A 14,489-nucleotide genomic window follows, 5' to 3' on the forward strand; every position below is an offset into this window, starting at 1 on the left:
TCATTGATAAATGCGGAGAATAATTGATATATCCGCAGAATCATTGATATCGGCGGATTTTCGTTGATATGTGCTATGAAAGGCGGTGGCTGCGCAGGGGTGGCGACCGATATATTCGCAATAAGACCGATATAATGCGGATTTGACTGATGTATCCGCGGTTCGACCGATATCCGCCCGCACCCCCCCCTCCGCCAACGCAAAAAAACCGGCTGCTCCTCAAGGGAACAGCCGGTTTTCTTCTATTATATCAGCGGCGGATACTTTCCAGCTCCACCTCGGCCTCTTCGGAAATGGCAGCATTTCCGCCCAGGTAGTAGTTCTCCGGGCTGATCGGCAGATGGTTCAAGTAATTCTTCACGGTTGATGGTACGTTGTCTTTTCTCGTCAAAAGAATCGGTGCTTCGTAGGAAGCGGCCAGCGGTGAGCCGGCAAGAGCATCGACGACTTCCTCCCCTTGGGCGAAGAACACCTCTTCCAGGCGGTGGTCGTTGAAGTACTTCTCGGCAATCTGCACGCTTGTGCTGTAGCGGTCAGGTCCGCTCACACGCTCGACCGTGTCGACGATACCTTTCAGCTGGTTCTCAACGGTCTGGTGGACAGCCCCTGTTCCGCCGACAATCGTCGCTTTTTCCACGCCGTTTTCACGGATGAAATTGATGACGTTGTCTTCAAGCTTGTACGGCAGTGTCAGAAGGATCGGTGTGTTCTCATCCCCGGCATATGGGGCGATGGAAAGGGCGTCGGTCGATGTTTCATCAGAGGTTGTGATGAAGATTTCATCGACGTTCACTTCATCCGCTACTTCGTCGGCCACTTCATAAGCGGTTTCGAAGCGGTTGGCTCCGGACAAGCGCTCGACATTCGAAGAGCCGTATTTCTGCTTCAGCTGGTTTTCAACAGAAGCGGAAACCGCTCCTTCACTGCCAAGAAGGTAAATCTTCGTCGGGTCCATACGTTCCAGTTCTTTTTCCACGGTTGCCGGAAGCTGGTCCGTCTGTGTCAAAAGAAGCGGGGAATTGTGATAAGCGGCCAGTACACTTCCAGTCAGGGAGTCGATCGGCAGATCCCCGCGTCCGATCACTGCGACATTCGGTTCGTTCCAGTGCCAGCCGTAGTTGGACAGGGCGGTACTTGTTTCATAACGGTTGATCCCGGAAAGACGGTAGCTGTCCGGCTCCTGGGTGGCAGACAGGTAGCTGGAGGCGACATAGCCGGTTTTCCCGCTTGTCGTTTTCACCGGGTACCATGCCCAGTGCTGGGTGTTGCTGTCATAGCCGACCGGGGCGCCGGTCACTGTGACCTGCTCGCCGCGTTTCAGGCTTGTGACAACTGTACTGTTTGGTGCTTTGCGCACATTCAGACTTCCTGCGGTTACGTAAACTTTTTCCCCCGTCCCGAAATCATGCTTCGTCGTATGAAGAGGTCCGGTTGTTTCCACGTTGCTTTCTTCAAAACGCATGATGCCGTCTTGATAAGGGTTCAGCTTGTGCGTCGGGAATGGGGTGACGTTAAACAATCCATAGTTGCGCATGCGGTCATAAATCTTTTCCTGATAGGCAATATACCCGTTCGTAATCGGGTTGTTACGCTCGGAAATGCCGTTATAAGCTAAAATAGCGAAATACCAGTTTTCAATCACATCACGGTCGCCGTCATTGACCGTAGGAATAAGATCGTAGTTGGCATAGTTCCACTTGGACTCAAGAATCTTCAGCCCTTCACGAATGTTGTAGCGGATATCAGTGGAAAGCTTGTAGACTTCTTCTTTTCTTTCCTGGTCGTTCTCAATGAAGCGGTAGTCGGACACCTGCATGATGCCAATTCCGATACAGTCATAACCAAGCTTCAGGTTCGTTCCGTCCCAGGCAATTCCTCGTGTTTTTGAAGGCGTACAGGAATTTTGATAATGGGTGACAGGCGTGCGGCCCGGATCCCAGTACTGCTGCCAGCCACTTTCCTGATAGGCAATCGCTTTGACTATTTCCGGGGGAATATCGAAATTTTCGGCTTCTTCGGTCAAGATGCGGTTGATTTCGGCATAGCTCGGATTCTTATATTTTTCATTGACCGCGGCTTGAGATGTGACCGTGTTCTGCAGAGACATTTTTTCCTCTGTTTTCCCTTTCGTCACGTCACCGCCGGCAATCGTGAACGCATCTTCCGCCAGGGCTTCCGGCTCTGTATCGATGCTGTCTTCATCAAGAATCGGATATTGTATCATAAGTTCTTCTCCGGACAGTTCGAATGTCGAGCGGTCATAGGCTTCGGATTCGAACACTTTCTTTCCATTAGACAAGTTGTACGCATCAAAGAACAAACTTTGAGCTGACCCGTCGGCGCGATAAACGACAACGAGCGTTTCTTCAACAAGGATAAGATCCGTAATCGTGCTGAGCTGTGTCGTTTCTTCAAGCAGTTCTTTCCCTTCTTTGGTTACAGAAAGGTTCGTTTCAAGTTCTTTGTTTTCAACGTCAGCGGTCACAGAGTCATTGATTTCAAAGGAAGCTTCGCTCTCCTCGACGACCCATGTGTTGGAATCTTCTGCACTAACAAAGGCTGGGGCGGTCAGGCAGGCCAATAGAAAAGCAGAAATGCAAGTTAATAGTCTTTTCACACTCATCCGTCCTTTTATCGTTTTTTATTCCTGAATCTCCGTCAGTTCTGATGTCATCGTATAGCCGTTGTCCCCTTTGTCCTCGACCTTTTCACGGATCAGGCCGTACTCAGGGGCATAGTGGTACATCGATGTCACCTTGGAACCGGACGTTCGTTGAACAACGAACACATTTTCAAATTTTCCATAAGGCGTAGCAGTCGTCTGAGCTTCATCAAGAATCTGGAAGTTCGCGGAGCTGCCGGTGGCATCAACAAGAACATCAATCGTTTCATGCGCTTCAAATGAATCAAGCTGACTGGACGTATCCTCCGGGTTGGACTCCTGGTAGACAACAGCAATTCTGCCTTCTGTGAATTCAAGAATCTGCAGGGTCACCATGTCTCCGAACGTCACAATCTGCTGGACGAAGCGGTCGTTCACATCCACCACTTCATGTTTCACTTTGTAATCTTCGTTCTGTGTGAATGTTTTCGTCATCGGCCCTTTCGGCATGTACGCCTTCAGACCGGCGGAGGAGCCTGCTTCCTCAGTTTCTTCCGAGTCATCGGATGCGGAAGAGACAGTATCTTCGTCTTCATCCGTCGTTTCTTCCGGCTGTTCTTCTTCTGTCGGTTCCTCTGCAGCGGTTTCCTCTGATGGATCCTTTTCTTCAACGTCAGATTCCTCTTCGGTCGGCGCTTCTTCTTTTGCAGTCTCTTCTTCTACAGGAGCCTCTTCCGTCTGTTCCTCTTCAGAAGGTTCTGCTTCTTCCTCCGTATCTTCTGAAGGGGTTTCTTCTGACGAGGTTTCTTCTGATAGGGTCTCTTCTTCCGTTGGTTCCGTTTCACTGTTCTCTGGTTCTTCCAGCTGTTCAGCCTGGTCGACATCGGTGCCGGAACAGGCTGAAAGCAGAAGAACAAAGAACAGGGCGATAAAGCTTAGTTTCTTCATCCAATCCCTCTCCTTTGTTCAAAAAAGTACTGATTGATTTAGTTTAAGTGGTCAGCGATTTGTTTCTGGCTGTCCTCATCTACGACAGCTCCGATGACTTGAAGCTGTTCGACGACGTTTTCCCCGCCGTATAGATCGAGTTGTTTTTCAAGCTCAGGGTTCAGCTTGTCCCCAACGAGTACGAGGGGTGCGGACGTTCTCGCGGACAGCGCCGAAGCTGTTAACGCATCCGGGTAGTTCTTCCCTGTCGCCGCAAGGACTGTATCGGAATTCATGTCATCCTGGAAGTACTTGAGTGCAGCCGCAACGGTTTCATAACGGGTCGCTCCGGACAGACGCTCCACACGATCCGCTCCGTTCGCCTCAACAAGCTGTTTTTCAACATCTTCAGAAACTACAGCGGTTCCGCCGAGAATCACGACTTCTTTCCCGGTCAAGTACTTCAAGCTGTCGCTGCTGATTTCATCTTCTCCTGTCAAAACGATGGACCAGCCATTGGCTGCTGCGACAGAAGAGGCTTCCAGTGCATCGGGGAAGCTGGTGCTTGATGCAACAAACACACCTTCTGCGCCTTTCAGATTTTCATTGATTTCAAGATTCGTTTCGATACGCGTGGATCCTGAGATGCGGTCGACGTTATAGCTCTGCTTCAGCTCTTTTTCAATGCCTTCAGAGATGGCGTTCGTCCCGCCCAGAATAACGACGTTTTTCGTATTCAGCCGCTGCAGTTCCTGTTTCACATCGTCACTGAGTTCATCGTCACGGTTCAACAGAATCGGAGCGTTGTCATACTGAGCAGCGAGCGGACCGGCAGACAAGGCATCGGCGAACTCAAACGCTGTCGCAAGGACGACCGTTTTTTCTCCGTCCAGCCCATTCGGATACAGCTGCTTGGACACTTCAATCGCTGTCTTCATCCGGTCTTTACCGGCAAGTACGTTCGTTTCAAACGAATAGTTGTAGCTGTCATCCATATTGGACCAGACCACATCTCCATCGTTCATTACCTTCGTGTTCTTCCACTGCTCGGCATAGGCGACCGCTTCCTGTTCGCGGTAGAAGGATTTCAGATCACCTTTGTCAGAATGGGAAACCGTGTAGTCTTTATCCAGATAGTTGCTCCAGATCACTTCGTCCTGGGCTTGATCCAAAACAGATGTGTTTTTCCACTTCACCGCATAAGTGACAGCATCATCAAGGTTGTAGGATTCGTACAGGGCCCCTTTGTTGGAATGCTCGACGACATAGTTTTTGTCCAAGTAGTTGCTCCAGACGACTTCGCCTTCTTCGTTATCAACGACGCGCATATTCTTCCAGTCATCGGCATAGTCGATGGCGTCTTCTTTTTTCACGAACAGCTTCGTTACAGAAGACTGGTTGGAATGATAAGCGCCATACCGTTTTTTCGTATTATCATAGACTTTTTCCTGCGTGTACTTATCAAGAACATAGACGTTGGCTTCGTCTTTGGCGTAATCGATCGCGTCCTGTTGATCATAAAAGATTTCAAGCCGTTCGCCGTCCATGTCGTACACTTCATACACTTGGAAATAGGCATTGACACCGTCAACGACAGCCTCCGCCGCTTTCTGCTGGAAGGACGATGTTTTAATCAGGGCTTCTTCATCCGGGTTGGACATGTAACCGAACTCTAAAAGAGCTGCCGGCATGTGGGCGTTCCGTGTAACATACAAGTCGGATGGGACAAGGCCGCGCCCTTCTTTCAACGGGGCTCCATCAAGAATGTTTTCATGGACGGTGTAAGCCAGACGCTTACTTTCCGGTGAATATTCGATCTGCTCCTCGGATGGCGGATAGGTCTTGTTAATCCCTTCATCAATATCAAAGAAATAGGTTTCATACCCTCTCATATACGGGTTGGATGGAAGTGCATTCGAGTGCACAGATAAAAAGATTGAGTTATCATTGTTTCCATTCACCGCGTCGTGGGCGATATCCAGACGAGCCTGCAGATCATCGTGCAGATTCCAGGCAAAATGGCTGTCATCTGTGCGTGTCATATGTACGTCGTAGCCGGCATCCTCGAGCTCTTCCTTAATTTCTTTGGACATTTCCAAATTGAAGTGCTTCTCATAATAACCCGTGGATATACCGGAATATCCGGTCGTTCCGGAGAACCTTCCTCCATGACCCGGATCAAGGATAACTGTTTTTTCAGCCTGTGCCTGGGCCGGGTAAATGACAAAAAGTGCGAACAGCAAAAAGAAGCCGCCTATATGTGTTTTTTTCATATGAACCTCCTGCATAATATGAATCATAGATAGCTAGAGTCTAAAGTGGACGGACAGTGATATATGGTTTCATGCAGCGATTTTAGCGGAGCAGTCCCCTCCTTTTGTTTTGGCTCTGATCCCATAGAAAGTGTGATTCAATCGTATATAATGGTAGGTTTGCTGGTTTGTTTAGTCGGGTATATAGTCAATAGGGCAGTAGTGTGTCTAATGATGCAAACTTTCATGGTCATTCGATCCGATGGATGAATACGTGCCGGTAGTTTGTATATCGGCTTATTTGTCGAAAGGGTTAAATATTCGGGAAGAAATTCCGAAAAATTTCTACATGATTCTCTATGTATTTCCAAAATAAGCCTCTACGAGAATAATATGTTCATTATATAAGAGGATTCGACGGCAAACAACATACCTCGGCGTATCTTTGCGCAATTTTAACTTTTTAAGTTCAAAAGTAACAGAAATCTCATAGAAGGATTGAACTACTTCCACCTCCCCTTTTTTCTAACGGTGATGAAAGCCCCCTGCTTCCATCATCACGAAATCCGTCCACATAAAAAAGCAGCGGTGCAAGCACCGCTGCTTTTTCTTTTTACTTATCTCTCCATACCTTCAGCAGAAACAATGGAAGGCGGATCTGGCGTTTAATCCGCCACGGCTCAGAAATCAGCCGGTAGAGCCATTCCACACCGAAACGCTGGAAAAGCGCCGGGGCGCGCTTGACGCGGCCGGAAATGACATCGAAGGAGCCGCCGACACCTTGGAAAATGCTGACATTGAGCTCTTTCATATGATCGACGATCCAATACTCCTGGCGTGGGCTGCCAAGGGCTACAAATAGAATATCGGCACCAGACTCATTGATCGTCTGGATGACCTTCTGTTCATCTTTTTCATAACCGTCCAGTACACCGGCAACGTGGAGGTTCGGATACTGCTCGATGAGCTTTTCCTTCGCTTCCGCTGCAACGCCGGGTTTCGCCCCGTAAAGAAAGACGGACTTTTCGTTGTCTGCAGCCTGCTCGCAAAGGGTAAGCAGCATATCAATTCCTGTCACACGTTCCTTGATACCGCCTTTGTTCAGCTTGGAAGCCAGAAGAACGCCGACACCGTCGGGAATCTGGTACGTCGCTTTGTTCAAAAGCGCCTTTAAATCTTGATCTTCCTGGGCTTTTAATATCTTTTCCGGATTGATCGCCACAATGAAAGACTGGCGCTTTTCATTGATATCATCCAATACATTCTGCTTCAGCTGCTCGTACGAGTGGCTGCTGACGTCTACACCTAAAAACTTTTCCTTCATGATTTCACCTGATCTTTATCCGTTTTTGGAGTCACCCAGACGCTTGGCGATAAAACCGGCTTCTGTCCAGTTATCGAGGTTCAGGGCGTTCTTCGTATCATAAACGACGCGGTTGTTCATCTTACTCTTGATGTAGGCTGGGTCGAGCTTCTTGAATTCATCGTGATCCGTCAGAATGACAAGGATATCGGCACCATCAAGCGCTTCATCCATATCCTGTGTCTGGTTGGAGGCGACGTTTTCTTTAATATGCGGATCGAACGTCTTGAAGCTGATTCCTTTTTCAACGAGCTCAAGAATCACTTTCAAGGACGGACTTTCACGCTGGTCATCGATGTTCGCTTTAAAGGACAAGCCGAACAAGGCCACTTTCGGATCCTGAATGAACTGGTCCTTCATCAGCTTCTCGATCTGATTGGCTGTGTACACCGGCATGTTATCGTTCGTATTCCGGGACAGCTGGATCATCTGGGAAAGATCCGGCTGGATTTCAGCAAGGAACCAAGGATCCACAGCTATACAGTGACCGCCGACACCCGGGCCGGGTGTATGGATGTTCACACGCGGGTGATAGTTGGCAAGCTTGATGGCTTCCCATGCGTTGACACCGATCTGGTCGCTGATCAAGGCGAGCTCATTGGCAAATGCAATGTTCACATCGCGGTACGTATTTTCAATGACCTTGGCCATTTCCGCTGTTGTCGCATCCGTCAAGTGGATATTCGCTTTAACGAAAGAACGGTAAAGATCCTTCGTCATTTCGGAGGATTTTTCATTGATTCCGCCGACGATCCGGTCGTTTTCGACCAGCTCCTGGAAGACCTTCCCTGGAATGACGCGCTCCGGGGAATGGGAAACGAACAAATCAGTTCCGATTTCAAGACCGGTGTCCTTAAGGACCGGAAGCATCACGTCTTCGACGGTACGTGGAGGAACGGTGGATTCCAAAATGACAAGGTTGCCTTCGCGTACGTAAGGGACAATCGCCTCTGTCGCTTTACGTACATAATCGAGGTTGGCGGTTTTATCTTCGCGGATCGGGGAAGGGACGGCGATGATGAAAACATCGGCCTCTTCCGGCTCCACCGCCGCTTTGAAGTTACCGGCGTCAACCGCTTCCTCCAGGCGTTCCTGCAGACCGTTCTCTTCTATATGAAGCTGCTTGGCATTAATCATGTCGACAGCTTTCTGATTCACATCAACTCCATGCACTTTGTGCCCGTGAATGGCGAACATGACGGATGTAGGAAGACCAATATATCCTAATCCGACTACACATAGTGACTTCTTCATACAACAATACTCCCTTTCTCTGGCCCATCCATAATCAAGATGCGGTTCCTTAGATCTATTGTTTTATCATGTATTTTTTGAATGATTCCGCAGCCCTTCTCCTTATATCATTCGACAACTTCCTATCTTTATGACGTCTGCCGGTGATGGAGAGGGGTGAGAACCTGTTTATGCAATGCTTTCGACATCATCTAATACCCGTCAGCCGTACACGGTCAAACGTTCCATGACATTACCTTCCATTATAGCTGATTTTATGACAGAGTTCTATCTTGAGATAAAAATGTCGCTTGAATGCCATCGGGATTTAATGAAACGTCACGAACTTGTAACAGAGACCTTCTGCCATCCATGGGCGTTCTTTGTTATACTTTGGGAAGTATTTTTTTATACGGAAAGGAAAGAAGCATTATGGCAGTCCGCCGTTATCAACCAGGCGATGAATCCCAGATTCAGACCCTTTTCCAAAAGACCTTCCACCAGGAGCGTCCTCTTGACGCCTGGGAATGGAAATTCAAACAAAACCCTAAACATAAAGAACCCTTCATCCTCGTCTTCGAGGAAAACGGGAAGATCCTCGGCCACATCAGCTTATGGCTGATGAGCGCCTACATCAAAGGATGCGTCGAAACGGTCGGTGTCCGTGTCGACACGATGGTGGATCCCGATGCCCGCGGCAAAGGCATCTACAAACACTTGAATGACGCCTTGATCGAAGAAGGACGCAAAGCCGGCATCACATACCTGTATGGTTTTCCTGCCCCGAAAGCGAAGGAATTATTCCTGCGCTACACTGGTGCGAGCCATCTGACGGATATGCCGCGCTGGATGTATGTGCAGAAGCCTGTCAGCCTGCTCGCTTCCAAGCTGTCCCCATTAAAAGTCCTCAAGCCGCTGGACCGTGTATATGGAATGTTCCGGCAGTCGAAAAAAGCACCGCACGGCTATGAGGTGAAACGGATCACCCGGTGCGACGAAGCGTTCGATAACCTGGCTGAAGAGACGAAACATACGGCGGACGGACTCGTCGTTCGTGATGCCGCGTACTTGAACTGGCGCTACTTCGACCATCCTGTCCATCCCTATAAGATGACCGCCCTCTATAAGCATGGACAGCTGCAAGGGTTCGTCATTACGCATGAAAAAGAAGGACGCTTCCGTAACGGGATGATCGTCGACTGGCTGGCGGTCGATGATGACGCCTGGCGGGCTCTCCTTGAAGAAGCTCTCAATGTCCTGAGGGAAGCGGATGTCGTCCAGTCATGGGCTCTGCCGTCGATGATGCCGGCTCATCTGATGAAAAAGAATGGATTCGTCCATAAAGACAGTCCGATGCCGCTCGTCGGAAAAGAAATCGAATCGGACAATACCGACATGAATGACCCGGATAAATGGTTCATCACACCCGGAGATGTCGATTCCTATTAAAGAAAGCAAGGGAAGCCGCTGCTCCTCAGCTTGTAGAGAAACCTCTGTTTCTTTACAAGCTTTTTTCTTACCGCCAGGAGCGAAAGCCCCTTCCCTTTCCGCGGACGAGCGACCGAGCTTCCTCGCAAAACCCACGCTCGGCGATCTCGGCCCACTCGTTCTTCCGCAGGAGTGAAAGGGGCACCGCTCCTTAGGAATTCTTTATCATCGAAAATGACTCTCCTTCACCCCGCTCACCTCTGCTGGATGGAGGAAAGATTTTTTCATATTGTGGAAGGAGTCCGTGAAGTACAACCTTAAGAATCATCCATAAGCAGCCGTTTTTTTGAATCTGCCGTTGAAACTCACGTTCGGAACGGATGCCATAAAATAACCCGATGCACATCATTTTGAATCATACAAGAGGATCCAGGGAAGGACGTCCATTGTCTTCAGAATAGCAGGCCTGACTTTTTCGGGAGCTAAAAGAGAAACCTATGACGGAGTAAGTGATTTTCCGGGACAAGCTCTTCTATAGTTACAATTTTTATAGGATAACAAATGAACAAGGTGAAAAAAAGAAATCAGAAAAAAAAACAAGGCTGTCGATAAAGTCTCGACAGCCTTGTTTTTTATTATGCTTTCTCTTTGTCTTTGTTTTTTTCGCGTTCCTTTTTCGAAAACAAACCGATGATCGGCCGCTTGCCGCGGTAGACGACGCCTGTCATTTCTGCAAAAAGATGAAGCAGGAACAAAAGGACGAACGTGATGATCAGCGATATCCCGAAGGATGTCAGCGAAAATAAGAGCGCCAGCAGGCCGAATAAGGCACTGAAGGCATAAATGATCAGAACCGTTGCCCTGTGGCTGAAGCCGGCGGCAAGAATTTGATAATGGATGTGTTTGTTATCCGGCATCATAATCTTCTGCTTGTTGATCATTCTCCGCAAAATCGAGAACAACGTATCAAACACCGGCACAGCAAGAACGATGATCGGAATGACAAAGCTGAACAATGTCACGTTCTTGAACAGACCGACCATGGAAATGACGGCCATGGAATAACCTAAAAACAGGGATCCTGTGTCCCCCATGTAAATCGAGGCAGGGTTGAAGTTGTGGAACAAAAACCCGATGTTGCTTCCGATCAGAACTATACATAAATAGACAATGGAAATCTGCGGTTCAATGGCAAGTGCCATCACCGCGATGCTGATCAAGGATATAGTCGATACACCGGCCGCCAGTCCATCCAGACCGTCAATCAGGTTGATGGCATTGGTAATACCGATGATCCATAGAAACGTAAAGATGATGCTGATCGGATCACTCAGGGAGACCATCCCGATGAACGGAATACTAAGCACGTCCACTTTCAAACCGGAAAAGATCAAAACAGCCGCAGCAGCCACCTGGCCGCCAAGCTTGAAGATCGGCCGTATCTGATAGCGGTCGTCCAATAATCCGGTCAAGACGATAATGAACGCTCCGATGATGATCGGCCCTATATACGGCATATCCGGGCGGATAAACAGCATGCCGGCGGCTGCTCCTCCAAAGATTGCCAGCCCGCCCATACGCGGAGTGATTTCTTTATGGATCTTCCGCAGCTCCGGATAGTCCATCATTTTCCATTTAACAGCTAACTTCATAACAGGGAATACAAGCGCATAGCTGACCGCCATCGACAGCAGCAGCGCTACGATAATTTCAACAGTAATGTTCATAGAGATCCTCGCTTACTTGGTAAGTTTACTCTTGTCGGTATTAGTATATCACAGGCACGCGAAGATTCCGTTATCTTTCCCGTGAGCCTTTTTTCTCAGCTTATGTAGAACCCGGAACATGGAAAAACACCGCCATAGTCCTCAGCGATGCTCCACACGATCTATTCCTGCAGCTGCTGAATCAGCTGATTGATGACTTCCTGAGATGATAACAGTTCGGAATTCTCCGTCCGCTGGATGATGTTCTCCAGCACTTCTTTAAGATTCTCCATACGACCCACCTTTTCATTCATGATGTTCCTATATATTCCTATTTACTTAACGGTTCGGTATCAAACGCCTTTTTCCGACGGTCATTATGTAAGGACCCTTCCTGCTGTATGCCGTCTTGGAATAAGCGTCCCCGTATTTTCTACGTTTCTCGGAATGATCTGTCAATAAAATTCAAAATACTTTGTTACATCATAATCTATTTTTGTCAGAATGAAAAGAAGAAAATGGTAGAAAAGGCCGTTGATCTTTCGACATCGCAAAAAAACCGGCCCTTTTATAAAGGCCGGTTAAGAAATGGCTGCCCACCTGCGCGTCAATGTCTTCAGCTCATAGCTTCCATGAGCGAAACGATGGACATGTTTCTGTATGACCGCACCACCTTCACGATGGTACGTAAAAAAGACGACAGCCGGATGAAAAAGAGAATCATAGAAGAACAGTGGATTGAAGCTGCGGAGCTGCTTTCCAAACGGCCAAGCACCGAACAGATCAAGTGTACGGGCATACCTATCGTCGAGGACGGCCTGGGGGATGACTCCGGACGTCTCGTTCGTATATTCCAGCAGATGGTGATAACAGAGGGACGCCTGCAGGTAGGAAAGCGGGGACTCATCCCCCGTCACAGCCTTCATGAACGATTCTTCCCATAGAACCGTTTCTTTCTGTCTCCCTCCTATCCTGCCGTTGATCACAAGGATATCCCATCCAGGCTTGATGAGCAGCTGGGAATACTGATCCACTATGGAAGAGAGTGTGCAGGCTCTGCGTTTGTCCGTGACACGCGGGGAAACCGCTGTGACATTGCGCCAGCCTGCTTCTCTCGTGAAGACGGTTTTACCCTTCACAGTCCCCCGTCCCTTCGGTGAGAAGTTCCGGCACCCGGGGATTCTCCAGGAAATCCTTGACCTCCTCCAGACTCAGACCGAGCTGTCTGGCTTCTTTCATCAAAGCCACCCATTCTCTGTATTCCTCCTGTTTCACCATATGATCGTCTCCTTTCGTCCGCTATCGGCTCTGTCCATTCCCCGTTTCTTCGGCATACTTATGCGTTAATAACTCTTCCAGTGGTACCTCCAGCGTCCGGGCGAGTTTTCCCATCACGATTAAGGAAGGGTTCTTCTGTACCCCTCTTTCAATGTTGCTGATATACGATTTGGATACACCAGAACGTTTGGCAAACTCGTTGACAGATAAACCTCTGCCGGTGCGCAGGATACGGATTTTTTCACCAATCGGCGTCACTTCCACCTACCTCACCTTCCATCGTCAGATGACTCCTGACATAATTAACCTATCTTTTTGTTCGTTATTAAGAATATTATAAACGCTGTTCCAATGGAAATAAACAACCATTTTTCATTATAAAGAACATATATCCCGCACATTCCTGCCTGTATCTTCTATATACTCACAAATAGTCCGTTTTTAAGAACAATTCCTCACAAAAAATCAGCTGAAACTGGATCAGCTGATTACTTTTCCTTTATTCGATATTTCTGCCGGAATTCTTTCGGACCAATCCCTTCCACACTTTTGAAAACCCTTGTGAAATAACTCTGGCTGTTGTAGCCGAGCAGCATACTGATATCCATAAGCGAATGCTCTGTGATGCATAAGAGCTCTTTCGCTTCGGTAATCCGCTGCTGATTGATGAACTGGGTGATCGATACGCCGGTTTCTTTTGTGAAGACGCCGGATAAATAATTCGGATTGACGTTCAATGTTTCCGCAATTTCCTTTAACGTCAAATCTTTCGTCAGGTTTTGGAAAATATATTTCTGTGCGCGCTCCACCAACGGAGAAAAGGACTGCCTCCCCACCCCCTGGATTCTTTCCAGGAACGAACGAAGAATGATAGATTCTAATCCTTCCAGTTCCTCGACGGTCTCTTTCGTCTCCAGAAAACTGATATGGAAATCACTTAATGACCCTGTTTCATCCGGCTGCGCTCCTTTTTCTACACAAAGAAGGCTCAATTCCGTAACCAGACGGATCAGATGGTTTTTAAAGGAACGCACATGATTTTTTATATGAGAGAGGTTATTGTCCATCAATGCATAATACGCTTCCACTGCCTGTTTTTCCCCACGTTTGAAACGTTCCATGAATTCCTGCTTCGACGCCACCGTATCCGGGTAGGATTCAAGCGATGCCGCATATTCTTCATAATGATGCAGAAGATCAGGCTCTGTTGGACCTTTCTTCTCTTTTTCCTTTTTCCCTGGCAGCACATGCTGTAAGACGCGCTGGATGGATGCCAGTTCCTTCGGCGTCCTTACCGGCAGATGATCCATGTATCCGGCAAATTCCTCTGCGAGAGAGGAGGAAAGATCATTCATAATCAAACTCAGCTGGACCTCTTTATAGTCCGATATTTCATGGAGGAATGGACCGAGCAGGGCGACCACGGTTTCCTTCTGTGGATTTTCATACGCATAAAAAAAAGCATACTGGTTAAAAGGATCCTTCAGCAGGTGCAGGGTGCCGGGCATCTTCATTGCTTCCTGAAGATATGGATGGCGGGTTTCCAGAATTTCTTCCGGTGGTTTAAGAAAAGTGTCAGGATATTGAAAGATGGCTGTGTTCTTTCGATCGATTAAATGGACTGGTATATTGAATGCAATGGCACAGTCTTTGAGCAGATTGATCATTTCAAAATTTTTCATGCCGACCCTCCTTCCAAC

At 48.1% G+C, this 14,489-nt stretch carries 11 protein-coding genes; 1 reads left to right on the forward strand and 10 read right to left on the reverse strand.

Features of this window, described 5'->3' with window-relative positions; translation table 11 throughout:
• Nucleotides 1–250: 250 nt before the first annotated feature.
• From ACXAGL_RS04345 to ACXAGL_RS04365, 5 genes are all read right to left on the reverse strand, one after another.
• Complete coding sequence (locus ACXAGL_RS04345) at nt 251–2,617, reverse strand: cell wall-binding repeat-containing protein (RefSeq protein WP_474990090.1); 2,367 nt, start codon at nt 2,615–2,617, stop codon at nt 251–253.
• 24 nt (nt 2,618–2,641) lie between these two features.
• On the reverse strand, nt 2,642–3,550 hold the full coding sequence (locus tag ACXAGL_RS04350; protein WP_474990092.1) for a hypothetical protein: 909 nt from the start codon (nt 3,548–3,550) through the stop codon (nt 2,642–2,644).
• Nucleotides 3,551–3,588: 38 nt separating this feature from the next.
• Nucleotides 3,589–5,802: a cell wall-binding repeat-containing protein gene (locus ACXAGL_RS04355; RefSeq protein WP_474990094.1), complete on the reverse strand. Its 2,214-nt coding sequence runs from the start codon at nt 5,800–5,802 to the stop codon at nt 3,589–3,591.
• Nucleotides 5,803–6,394: 592 nt separating this feature from the next.
• Nucleotides 6,395–7,105 (reverse strand): WecB/TagA/CpsF family glycosyltransferase, encoded by a 711-nt coding sequence (locus tag ACXAGL_RS04360; RefSeq protein ID WP_474990096.1) that lies wholly within the window; start codon nt 7,103–7,105, stop codon nt 6,395–6,397.
• Nucleotides 7,106–7,120: 15 nt separating this feature from the next.
• Nucleotides 7,121–8,398: a nucleotide sugar dehydrogenase gene (locus tag ACXAGL_RS04365; protein WP_474990098.1), complete on the reverse strand. Its 1,278-nt coding sequence runs from the start codon at nt 8,396–8,398 to the stop codon at nt 7,121–7,123.
• 411 nt (nt 8,399–8,809) lie between these two features.
• Here ACXAGL_RS04365 and ACXAGL_RS04370 point away from each other — a divergent pair, with 411 nt between their 5' ends.
• The gene (locus ACXAGL_RS04370) at nt 8,810–9,826 is read left to right on the forward strand and encodes a GNAT family N-acetyltransferase (RefSeq protein WP_474990100.1); all 1,017 of its coding nucleotides are present in this window, start codon (nt 8,810–8,812) and stop codon (nt 9,824–9,826) included.
• Between the two features lie 614 nt (nt 9,827–10,440).
• Here ACXAGL_RS04370 and ACXAGL_RS04375 read toward each other — a convergent pair.
• From ACXAGL_RS04375 to ACXAGL_RS04395, 5 genes are all read right to left on the reverse strand, one after another.
• Nucleotides 10,441–11,532 carry a glycosyltransferase family 4 protein gene (locus ACXAGL_RS04375; RefSeq protein WP_474990102.1) on the reverse strand — a complete coding sequence of 364 codons (1,092 nt, stop codon included), beginning with the start codon at nt 11,530–11,532 and terminating at the stop codon, nt 10,441–10,443.
• Nucleotides 11,533–12,092: 560 nt separating this feature from the next.
• Complete coding sequence (locus tag ACXAGL_RS04380) at nt 12,093–12,650, reverse strand: hypothetical protein (RefSeq protein WP_474990104.1); 558 nt, start codon at nt 12,648–12,650, stop codon at nt 12,093–12,095.
• On the reverse strand, nt 12,640–12,789 hold the full coding sequence (locus tag ACXAGL_RS04385; RefSeq protein ID WP_474990106.1) for an anti-repressor SinI family protein: 150 nt from the start codon (nt 12,787–12,789) through the stop codon (nt 12,640–12,642). The genes ACXAGL_RS04380 and ACXAGL_RS04385 overlap by 11 nt, the downstream gene beginning before the upstream one ends.
• A gap of 21 nt (nt 12,790–12,810) precedes the next feature.
• Nucleotides 12,811–13,053 (reverse strand): helix-turn-helix domain-containing protein, encoded by a 243-nt coding sequence (locus ACXAGL_RS04390; RefSeq protein ID WP_474969663.1) that lies wholly within the window; start codon nt 13,051–13,053, stop codon nt 12,811–12,813.
• 224 nt (nt 13,054–13,277) lie between these two features.
• Nucleotides 13,278–14,471, reverse strand: a complete 1,194-nt coding sequence (locus ACXAGL_RS04395; RefSeq protein WP_474990108.1) for an AraC family transcriptional regulator — start codon at nt 14,469–14,471, stop codon at nt 13,278–13,280.
• Nucleotides 14,472–14,489 lie beyond the last annotated feature (18 nt).

It is taken from the genome of Halobacillus sp. ABA4_118, from assembly GCF_056160205.1.